The sequence below is a fragment of the Streptomyces sp. NPDC111507 genome (assembly GCF_055638955.1).
Map to the genome: position 1 here is coordinate 233,282 of NZ_JBVKBU010000017.1, position 9,735 is coordinate 243,016.

Consider the following 9,735-nt stretch of genomic DNA (forward strand, 5'->3'; position numbering starts at 1 on the left):
GGACGCATCAGCGGCAACTGACGGGTACGTGCAAATTATTTGGGATGGCCCGGAATAGGAACACAGAGGCCCCCCGGCTCGTTGTCATTACGTGAGCACGACACCACCTGTTCTCGCCGCAGAGCTGGCAGGGGCGTGGGCCGACATTCAGCGGCACCACCCCGAACTGCCCGATCTTGCCGCGCCAGAGTCCCTGATCGGAGAGTCGTCGTCCGCCTGCGGGCACGAACTCTCCTTCGAACGACTGCTGCATGAGGCAGTCCATGGCATCGCAGCCGCCCGCGGAGTCCGCGACACTTCGCGCGCCGGCCGGTACCACAACCGCAGATTCCTCGCCATCGCCGAAGAGCTGGGCCTCGACCACCCGGAGGAGCCGCACCCCAGCAGTGGCTTCTCCCTGGTCACGCTCAACCCCGAGGCGAAGCGGCGCTACCGCCCGACGATCGAGCGGCTGCAACGCGCCCTCAAGGCACACACCGCCGCGACCGCCGCGGACACGGCCCGCTCGTTCCGGGGCCCGGCCGCCCGGCACGGCTCCTCCGGGGGAGGCGTCCGCGTCAAGGCGGTGTGCGACTGCGGCCGCAACGTACGGGTGGTCCCGTCCGTACTGGCGCAGGCACCGATCGTGTGCGGAGGATGCGGGAAGCCGTTCCGCATCCCCGAGGTCGTGGGCGCCGCGGCGAGCTGAGCGGACGGCTGCTCGTGGCAGCCGTACTCAGTCGGAGTCAGCCCCGCGCGGCGGCACCCGGTCCGAGCCGGGCGCGCTGCCGATCTCGGCGGTGACCCCCGGTGCCGGGCATCCGGCGCCGGGGGTCACGGCACGCTGCCCCGTGAAGGCGACCCGCCAGGGTGTGGCACAATGGCTAGCTGTACTCGACAGCCGCACAGGACCCCTCTCTCCTCCGGCTGACGCGTCCATCGGGCACTCGGGTACCGCAACCCCACGCGGCCATCTCGCCGTGCCCAACCACGTCAAGACCAGGAGACACCACTTCCGTGGCAGTCAAGATCAAGCTGAAGCGTCTGGGCAAGATCCGTTCGCCTCACTACCGCATCGTCGTCGCCGACTCCCGTACCCGCCGTGATGGTCGGGCCATCGAGGAGATCGGTCTGTACCACCCGGTGCAGAACCCCTCGCGCATCGAGGTCGACTCGGACCGTGCGCAGTACTGGCTGGGTGTCGGCGCGCAGCCGACCGAGCCCGTTCTCGCCATCCTGAAGCTGACCGGCGACTGGCAGAAGTTCAAGGGCGAGCCCGCCCCTGCTCCGCTGCTCGTGGCCGAGCCGAAGGCGACGCGCCCGTCGTTCGACGCCCTGGGCGGCGACGACGAGGGCAAGGGTGAGGCCATCACCCAGAAGAAGAAGGCTGAGAAGAAGGACGAGGCCCCGGCCGCGTCTTCTTCGTCTGAGTCGACCGAGGCCTGAGCATGCTCGAGGAGGCTCTCGAGCACCTCGTGAAGGGCATTGTCGACAACCCCGACGATGTGCAGGTCGCCTCGCGCGACCTGCGCCGTGGGCGCGTTCTCGAGGTCCGGGTGCACCCCGACGACCTCGGCAAGGTGATCGGCCGCAACGGCCGTACCGCCCGCGCTCTGCGGACCGTCGTGGGTGCCATCGGCGGCCGAGGTGTCCGCGTCGACCTCGTCGACGTGGACCACGTCCGCTGACGTAACAGGCAGCACCGGCTCGGGCCGGGGAGGGCTTTCGAGCCGTCCCCGGCCCGTAGTCGTCCCCGAACCCATGCCGTAGGCACATCGACAGGAGATCAAGCACAGTGCAGCTGGTAGTCGCTCGCGTCGGCCGCGCCCACGGCATCAAGGGCGAGGTCACCGTGGAGGTCCGTACGGACGAGCCGGAACTCAGGCTCGGGCCCGGCGCCGTCCTGCTCACCGATCCGGCCTCCGCCGGACCGCTGACCATCGAGACCGGCCGGGTGCACAGCGGCCGTCTGCTGCTGCGCTTCGCGGGCGTACGCGACCGGAACGCCGCCGAGGCGCTGCGCAACACCCTCCTGATCGCCGAGGTGGACCCGGACCAGCAGCCCGAGGACCCGGACGAGTACTACGACCACCAGCTGATGGACCTGGACGTGGTCACCAAGGACGGGACGGAGGTCGGACGGATCACGGAGATCTCCCATCTGCCGTCGCAGGACCTGTTCGTGGTCGAACGGCCCGACGGGAGTGAGGTCATGATCCCGTTCGTCGAGGAGATCGTCACCGAGATCGACCTGGACGAGCAGCGGGCCGTCATCGACCCGCCGCCGGGCCTGATCGACGACCAGGCGGAAATCGTCTCCTCCAGGGACACGGAAAACGCCTCCGCCAAGGACGACGAGGACTCCTCGGGGGCCGACGCCTGATGCGGCTCGACGTCGTCACGATCTTCCCCGAGTACCTGGAACCCCTCAACGTCTCGCTCGTCGGCAAGGCACGCGCGCGTGGGCAGTTGAATGTGTACGTGCACGACCTTCGGGAGTGGACGTACGACCGCCACAACACGGTCGACGACACCCCGTACGGCGGCGGCCCCGGCATGGTCATGAAGACCGGGCCCTGGGGCGACGCCCTGGACTCCGTCCTGGCCGACGGCTACGAGACCGGCTCCCACGGGCCCGTCCTGGTCGTGCCCACGCCGAGCGGACGCCCGTTCACCCAGGAACTCGCCGTCGAGCTCTCCGAGCGCCCCTGGCTGGTCTTCACGCCCGCTCGCTACGAGGGCATCGACCGCAGGGTCATCGACGAATACGCGACCCGGATGCCTGTCTACGAGGTGTCCATCGGCGACTATGTACTCGCCGGCGGAGAGGCGGCCGTACTCGTCGTCACGGAGGCCGTGGCGCGGCTGCTGCCTGGTGTGCTCGGCAACGCCGAGTCCCACCGGGACGACTCGTTCGCCCCCGGCGCCATGGCCAACCTCCTGGAGGGGCCGGTCTACACCAAGCCCCCGGCGTGGCGCGGCCGCGAGATCCCCGACGTGCTGGTCAGCGGTCACCACGGGAAGATCGCCCGCTGGCGCCGCGACGAGGCCCTGCGCCGTACGGCGGCGAACCGGCCCGACCTCATTGAGCGCTGCGACCCTTCCGTCTTCGACAAGAAGGACCGCGAAATGCTCTCGATCCTGGGCTGGCAGCCGGAACCCGACGGTCGATTTTGGCGCAGACCAGAGGCCGTGGAAGAATAGGCCGCTGTTGTCTGCGTAGACCGGGCGCCCCTGCCACAGGGGGACACGACGCCCGTCCCGACGCGGCGGCACCCTCTTGGAAAACTAGCTCCCGTTGATGACCTGTGGCATCAGCGAAGAAAGCAGACGAAATGTCTCACCTGCTCGACTCCGTCGACAGCGCGTCGCTGCGCAGCGACATCCCGGCATTCCGCCCGGGTGACACCGTCAACGTCCACGTCCGCGTCATCGAGGGCAACCGCTCCCGTGTGCAGCAGTTCAAGGGCGTAGTCATCCGCCGCCAGGGCGCCGGTGTCCGCGAGACCTTCACGGTCCGCAAGGTCTCCTTCTCGGTCGGCGTCGAGCGTACCTTCCCGGTGCACACCCCGATCGTCGAGAAGATCGAGCTCGTCACCCGTGGTGACGTGCGTCGCGCGAAGCTGTACTACCTGCGTGACCTGCGAGGCAAGGCCGCGAAGATCAAGGAGAAGCGCGACAACTGAGCTCGCGAAGGGGTTCACATGGACGCCGGATAACATCTGGCTCCGATGGACACCGAAGCACAGCACACGGAGCGCGACCGCTCCTCCCGCCCCACCGAATCCGAGGACATCTCGGATGCCGAGGGGCCGGAGGGACGGTCGCGTTTCGCGTTGGTGGACCGGGCCGCTGACTGGCTCCCAGGCGGGCGGATCACTCTGACCGTGCTGGTCTGTCTGCTGTTCCTGGTGCTGTTCAGCAACTTCGTGATGCAGCCGTTCGAGATTCCCAGCAGCTCGATGGAGCGCGGATTGAGGATCGGAGACCGCGTTCTCGTAAATAAGTTGGCGTACCGTTTCGGTGCTGAGCCGCGGCGGGGCGATGTCGTCGTGTTCGACGGCACCGGGTATTTCGGGAACGCCGACTACGTCAAACGCGTCGTCGGTGTGGGGGGAGACCACGTGGTCTGCTGCGACAAGGAGGGGAGGCTCGAGGTGAACGGCCGGTCGGTCGACGAGTCGACGTTTCTGTACCCGGGGGACAGCCCGTCCGACGTCTCCTTCGACGTCGTGGTGCCCACCGGCAGCCTGTTCCTCCTCGGAGACCACCGCAGCGACTCCAGCGACTCCCGCGACCACCTGGGGTCTCCCGGCGGCGGCATGATCCCCGTCGGTGATGTGATCGGCAGGGCCGACTGGATCGCCTGGCCCGCGGGCCACTGGGCCCGGCTGCAGCGTGCCGGCGCCTACGCGCGTGTGCCCACCGCGGACGGTGTCCATGGGTAACCGCGGCAGGCCACGTGGGGTTTCCGACCACGCCGCCGACAACCTGCTGCCCACCGGCACCCGGCGCGCTGCCGGCGGCGCCGCCCGGCCCGGCCGTGCCGAGCGCCGCAAACTCCAGCGCAAGGTCAAGCGGCGCCGACGGCGCTCCGCGATCAAGGAGATACCCCTCCTCGTGGGCGTCGCGGTGCTCATAGCCCTGGTCCTCAAGACCTTCCTCGTCCAGGCCTTCGTGATCCCGTCGGGCTCCATGGAGAACACGATCCAGATCGGCGACCGTGTGCTCGTCGACAAGTTCACGCCATGGTTCGGCTCCAAGCCCCAGCGTGGCGACGTCGTCGTCTTCAAGGACCCCGGCAACTGGCTGGCCGGGGAGAAGACCACCAAGAAGAACGACCCCGTCGTCGTCAAGCAGGTCAAAGAGGGCCTGACGGCCATCGGTCTGCTGCCCTCCGACAACGACAAGGACCTCATCAAGCGGGTCGTCGCGGTCGGCGGCGACACCGTGAAGTGCTGCGACACCCAGGGGCGCGTGACCGTCAACGGCATGCCGCTCAACGAGCCGTACATCCAAGCAGGGAACAAGCCGTCGGACTTCCCCTTCGAAGAGACTGTGCCCAAGGGCCGCCTCTGGGTGATGGGCGACCATCGGGCCAACTCGGCCGACTCCCGCTACCACCGCACCGAGAAATACGGCGGTACCGTCTCCGAGAGTTCGGTCGTCGGCAGAGCCATGGTCATCGCCTGGCCCTTCGGGCACTGGACCCGTCTGAAGGAACCGGACACGTTCGCGTCCGTACCGAGCGGGTCGGCAACCGCCCTCGGCCCGTCGCATAGGGTGGCGTCCGCGGATCTCAATCGATTGATCCCGCTCCCGAGCCCTGCGGAACTCCCGCTCGTTATGGGAGTGGTGGGCCTGCGCCGGATCCGGCGCAGGCGGCGGCACGGAGTGAGGAGTGGATGTGGGGGATTTGGCGGTCGGCGCACGATCCGGACACGATGGCCCCGAGGAGCAGCCGGAGCGAACCGACGGATCGGCCACCCCGGCCACGAACGACGTCACGGGCTCCGGGAGTGACTCCGGGGACGGCGGCGGTACGAAGGAGCAGGGCGAGCAGGAGCCGAAGCCCAAGAAGCCACGTTCCTTCTGGAAGGAACTCCCGCTCCTCATCGGTATCGCGCTCGTTCTCGCGCTGCTGATCAAGACCTTCCTGGTCCAGGCGTTCTCGATTCCCTCGGACTCGATGCAGAACACCCTCCAGCAGGGCGACCGGGTCCTGGTCGACAAGCTCACCCCGTGGTTCGGTTCGGAGCCCTCGCGCGGCGAGGTTGTCGTCTTCCACGACCCCGACAACTGGCTGGCGGGCGAGCCCACGCCCAACCCGAACGCCGTGCAGACGTTCCTCAGCAAGATCGGCCTGATGCCGTCCGCCAACGAGAAGGACCTCATCAAGCGGGTCATCGGCGTCGCCGGTGACACGATCGAGTGCAAGGGCACCGGCCCGCTGACGGTCAACGGCAAGGCACTGAACGAGGACTCGTACGTCTACGCCGGGAACACCCCGTGCAGCGTCGACGACCAGGGCGGCCAGTTCAAGGTGACGGTACCCAAGGGCAAAATCTGGGTCATGGGTGACCACCGGCAGAACTCGCTGGACTCGCGTTATCACCAGCAGGACGATCACCAGGGCTTCGTGCCGGTGGGCAATGTCGTCGGCCGCGCCATCGTGATCGCCTGGCCGCCCACCCGCTGGGACACGCTGCCGATTCCCGACACCTTCGACCAGAACCTCAGCGCGGCCGCCCCGGGCGCGCTCGGGCTCGCCGGCGCGGTTCCGCTGGTGCTGTGGCGCAGGCGTCGCCTTACCGCCGGAAACCCGAGGGTTTCTGGTCGGGGTACCGCCGGGTAGGGTGCCGTCCCAGATCGCCGATCTTCCGCGGCCCGCAGGTGGGGCCGTGGGATCGATTCTCCGAGTTGGGGAGCACTGGGATGAGCAAGACGACAGGTCGTACGGACGAGGGCCGCGGGCGGCTCGGCAGCGTGCTGTCGGGGTTGGCCGTGGCCCTCGGCTGTGTGCTCTTTCTCGGCGGTTTCGCCTGGGGTGCGATCGAATACCAGCCGTACACCGTGCCGACCGAGTCGATGGTGCCGACGATCAAGGCGGGCGATCGCATCTTGGCCCAGCGGATCGACGGCGGTGACATCAAACGCGGCGACGTCATCGTCTTCAAGCAGAAGAGCTGGGGCGACATGCTCCTCGTCAAGCGGGTCGTCGCGGTCGGCGGTGACACCGTCGCGTGCTGCACGAACGGCAAGCTGACCGTCAACGGCAAGCAGATCGACGAGCCGTATCTCGCCAAGGGCCAGGCCGCGGAGTCGACCCAGATCCCGACCGTCGAGGTGCCCAAGGACCGGCTCTTCCTGCTCGGCGACGAGCGCAGCGGCTCACTGGACTCCACGGCCCACCTCACCGAGGCCTTCAACGGCACCGTCGCGCGCAGCGCGGTGAAGGGCCGGGTGGACGCCATCGCCTGGCCCATGGACGGCATGCTGGCGCGCCCCACGGGCTTCGAGACGCTGGGCGGGATCTCCTCGCCCGGGCCGCTGCGGCTGGTCCTGACCGCCATCGTGGTCGGCGCGGTGCTGGTGCTGGGCGGAGCGGCGTACGGGCCGATCGCCACGCGGCTGAGCCGGCGCGGCCGGGCGCGTACGGAGCTCGCCGGTGCCGCCTGAGGCGTCGTACGGGGGTTCGGTCGAGGACTCCAGCGGCGGCGGGCCCCGGAAGGTGGCCCGGGTCGTGCTGCTCGACGAGCAGGACCGCATTCTGCTGCTGCACGGTCACGAGCCGGACGACCCGGCGGACGACTGGTGGTTCACGCCCGGTGGGGGCCTCGAGGGCGACGAGACGCGCGAGGAGGCCGCGCTGCGGGAACTCGTGGAGGAGACCGGCATCACCGAGGTCGAACTGGGCCCGGTGCTGTGGCAGCGGAGCTGTTCGTTCCCGTTCGCCGGGCGGCGCTGGGACCAGGACGAGTGGTACTTCCTGGCCCGTACGAACCAGAAGGGAACCGTCGCCGCCGGGCTGACGGAGCTGGAACGGCGCAGTGTCGCCGGAGCACGCTGGTGGACGTGCCGGGAACTGACCGAGGCACATGAGACGGTGTATCCGACCAGACTCGCCGGGCTGCTGCGCAGGCTGCTCGACGAGGGTCCTCCGGCCAGGCCCGAGATCCTCGACACCGAAATCGTCTAGAGGCTCGCGGGGCTGGCGCACAATAGGGGGACGCACGGCTGAAGGGGAACATGCCATGAGCGCCGAGGACCTCGAGAAGTACGAGACCGAGATGGAGCTGAAGCTCTATCGGGAGTACCGCGACGTCGTCGGTCTGTTCAAATATGTGATCGAGACCGAACGGCGCTTCTACCTCACCAACGACTACGAGATGCAGGTGCACTCGGTCCAGGGTGAGGTGTTCTTCGAGGTGTCCATGGCGGATGCCTGGGTGTGGGACATGTACCGACCTGCTCGTTTCGTGAAGCAGGTGCGTGTCCTCACGTTCAAGGACGTGAATATCGAGGAGCTGAACAAGAGCGATCTGGAACTGCCGGGCGGTTGATGACCACCCAAGAACCCTCGTGTGGGTGATGGAGTTGTCCACAGTCGGCCGTTTGTCCACCAAGATCCAATAGTCGGTCGAAGTGGCCTCAGTGTTGGCGCCGGAGGTGGTGCCGACATGAACACACCCGAGGCACGCAACGCACTGGGCAAGTACGGCGAGGATCTGGCCGCACGGCGGCTGACCGAGACCGGGATGACGGTCCTGGCGCGCAACTGGCGCGGCGGCAGGGCCGGCGAGATCGACATCGTGGCCCGGGACGGGGACGCGCTCGTCGTCTGCGAGGTCAAGACGCGCAAGGCGGGGGCCTTCGAGCATCCGATGGCGGCCGTCACGCCGGCCAAGGCACAGCGCCTGCGCGGCTTGGCCGAACGCTGGCTACAGGAACACGGCGGGGCACCACCCGGCGGCGTCCGCATCGATCTGATCGGCGTCGTCCTCCCCGATCGCGGCGCCCCCGTGGTCGAGCACGCGCGGGGGGTGGCCTGATGGGATTCGCGCGTACCTGTGCGGTGGCCCTCGTGGGCGTCGAGGGCGTGGTCGTCGAGGTCCAGGCGGACCTGGAGCCGGGCGTCGCGGCCTTCACCCTGGTCGGCCTGCCCGACAAGAGCCTGACCGAGAGCAAGGACCGGGTCCGGGCCGCGGTGGTGAACTCCGGCTCGGCGTGGCCCCAGAAGAAGCTCACGGTCGGCCTGAGCCCGGCATCCGTACCCAAGGGCGGCAGCGGTTTCGACCTGGCCGTCGCCTGCGCGGTACTGGGAGCCGCCGAGCGCATCGATCCCCGGGTGCTCTCCGACATCGTGATGATCGGCGAGCTGGGCCTCGACGGACGCGTACGGCCGGTGCGGGGCGTGCTGCCGGCGGTCCTGGCCGCGGCGGACGCCGGGTACGAGCAGGTGGTGGTGCCCGAGTGCGCGGCGGCCGAGGCCTCGCTCGTGCCGGGGATCTCGGTGCTCGGGGTGCGCAGTCTGCGCCAGCTGATCGCGGTGCTCACGGACGAGCCGGTGCCCGAGGAGGATCCGGACGAGCAGGGGCGACCGGATCCGCTGATGGCGGGACTGCGGATGCCGGGCACGGGCGCCGCCACCGGCATGCACGGCATGGGCGCGGCCCAGCACGACCACGGTCACGACCTCGCCGACGTCGTGGGCCAGCACTCGGCACGGACCGCAGTGGAGGTCGCGGCGGCGGGCGGCCACCACCTCTTCCTGGAAGGTCCTCCAGGAGCGGGCAAGACGATGCTCGCCGAGCGGCTGCCGGCCATCCTGCCGCGGCTCACCAGGGGTGAATCCCTGGAGGTCACCGCCGTCCACTCGGTCGCCGGCCTGCTGCCACCGGGCAAACCCCTGGTCGACATCGCTCCCTACTGTGCCCCGCACCACTCGGCGACCATGCAGGCACTCGTCGGCGGCGGCCAGGGGATCGCACGGCCGGGCGCGGTGTCCCTGGCTCACCGCGGGGTGCTTTTTCTGGATGAAACGCCTGAATTCGGGAGCCAGGTCCTAGACGCGCTGCGCCAGCCCCTGGAGGCGGGTCACGTGGTGATCGCGCGCAGTGCGGGGGTGGTGCGGTTTCCGGCGCGGTTCCTGATGGTCCTCGCTTGTGTGCGCTCGGTCATTGACCGGGATGCCGTACGGTCCGCGGATGTTACGCCTTGGCACCTGGTCAGCCCACTTCACGTCGCGAGATCTGC

At 68.8% G+C, this 9,735-nt stretch carries 14 protein-coding genes; all 14 read left to right on the forward strand.

Going from position 1 to position 9,735, the window contains the following annotated elements; translation table 11 throughout:
- The first annotated feature begins 91 nt into the window (after positions 1–91).
- Positions 92–688 (forward strand): hypothetical protein, encoded by a 597-nt coding sequence (locus ACZ7M2_RS43120; RefSeq protein ID WP_054235363.1) that lies wholly within the window; start codon positions 92–94, stop codon positions 686–688.
- Between the two features lie 308 nt (positions 689–996).
- Positions 997–1,425 (forward strand): 30S ribosomal protein S16, encoded by a 429-nt coding sequence (rpsP, locus tag ACZ7M2_RS43125; protein WP_060901212.1) that lies wholly within the window; start codon positions 997–999, stop codon positions 1,423–1,425.
- Between the two features lie 2 nt (positions 1,426–1,427).
- Positions 1,428–1,667: an RNA-binding protein gene (locus ACZ7M2_RS43130; RefSeq protein ID WP_005479813.1), complete on the forward strand. Its 240-nt coding sequence runs from the start codon at positions 1,428–1,430 to the stop codon at positions 1,665–1,667.
- 107 nt (positions 1,668–1,774) lie between these two features.
- Complete coding sequence (rimM, locus tag ACZ7M2_RS43135) at positions 1,775–2,362, forward strand: ribosome maturation factor RimM (RefSeq protein ID WP_471599963.1); 588 nt, start codon at positions 1,775–1,777, stop codon at positions 2,360–2,362.
- Entirely contained in the window at positions 2,362–3,183 is an 822-nt protein-coding gene (trmD, locus tag ACZ7M2_RS43140; RefSeq protein ID WP_471599964.1) for a tRNA (guanosine(37)-N1)-methyltransferase TrmD, read from the forward strand. The genes rimM and trmD overlap by 1 nt, the downstream gene beginning before the upstream one ends.
- 131 nt (positions 3,184–3,314) lie before the next feature.
- Entirely contained in the window at positions 3,315–3,665 is a 351-nt protein-coding gene (gene rplS, locus ACZ7M2_RS43145; RefSeq protein WP_054235359.1) for a 50S ribosomal protein L19, read from the forward strand.
- A gap of 45 nt (positions 3,666–3,710) precedes the next feature.
- Positions 3,711–4,427 (forward strand): signal peptidase I, encoded by a 717-nt coding sequence (gene lepB, locus ACZ7M2_RS43150; protein WP_471599965.1) that lies wholly within the window; start codon positions 3,711–3,713, stop codon positions 4,425–4,427.
- Positions 4,420–5,502: a signal peptidase I gene (lepB, locus tag ACZ7M2_RS43155; protein WP_471599966.1), complete on the forward strand. Its 1,083-nt coding sequence runs from the start codon at positions 4,420–4,422 to the stop codon at positions 5,500–5,502. Before lepB (ACZ7M2_RS43150) ends, lepB (ACZ7M2_RS43155) begins: the two co-directional genes overlap by 8 nt.
- The gene (lepB, locus tag ACZ7M2_RS43160) at positions 5,387–6,334 is read left to right on the forward strand and encodes a signal peptidase I (RefSeq protein WP_471599967.1); all 948 of its coding nucleotides are present in this window, start codon (positions 5,387–5,389) and stop codon (positions 6,332–6,334) included. Before lepB (ACZ7M2_RS43155) ends, lepB (ACZ7M2_RS43160) begins: the two co-directional genes overlap by 116 nt.
- Before the next feature lie 80 nt (positions 6,335–6,414).
- Positions 6,415–7,158: a signal peptidase I gene (gene lepB, locus ACZ7M2_RS43165; protein WP_352047812.1), complete on the forward strand. Its 744-nt coding sequence runs from the start codon at positions 6,415–6,417 to the stop codon at positions 7,156–7,158.
- A complete protein-coding gene (locus ACZ7M2_RS43170) occupies positions 7,148–7,678 on the forward strand; it encodes an NUDIX hydrolase (protein ID WP_471599968.1) in 531 nt (176 codons plus the stop codon). The genes lepB (ACZ7M2_RS43165) and ACZ7M2_RS43170 overlap by 11 nt, the downstream gene beginning before the upstream one ends.
- 55 nt (positions 7,679–7,733) lie before the next feature.
- Positions 7,734–8,042 (forward strand): DUF2469 domain-containing protein, encoded by a 309-nt coding sequence (locus ACZ7M2_RS43175; protein ID WP_003965949.1) that lies wholly within the window; start codon positions 7,734–7,736, stop codon positions 8,040–8,042.
- A 117-nt stretch (positions 8,043–8,159) separates the two neighbouring features.
- Positions 8,160–8,531 (forward strand): YraN family protein, encoded by a 372-nt coding sequence (locus ACZ7M2_RS43180; protein WP_352047814.1) that lies wholly within the window; start codon positions 8,160–8,162, stop codon positions 8,529–8,531.
- On the forward strand, positions 8,531–9,735 hold a 1,205-nt coding region (locus ACZ7M2_RS43185; RefSeq protein ID WP_471599969.1), incomplete at its 3' end, for a YifB family Mg chelatase-like AAA ATPase. The genes ACZ7M2_RS43180 and ACZ7M2_RS43185, both read left to right, overlap by 1 nt.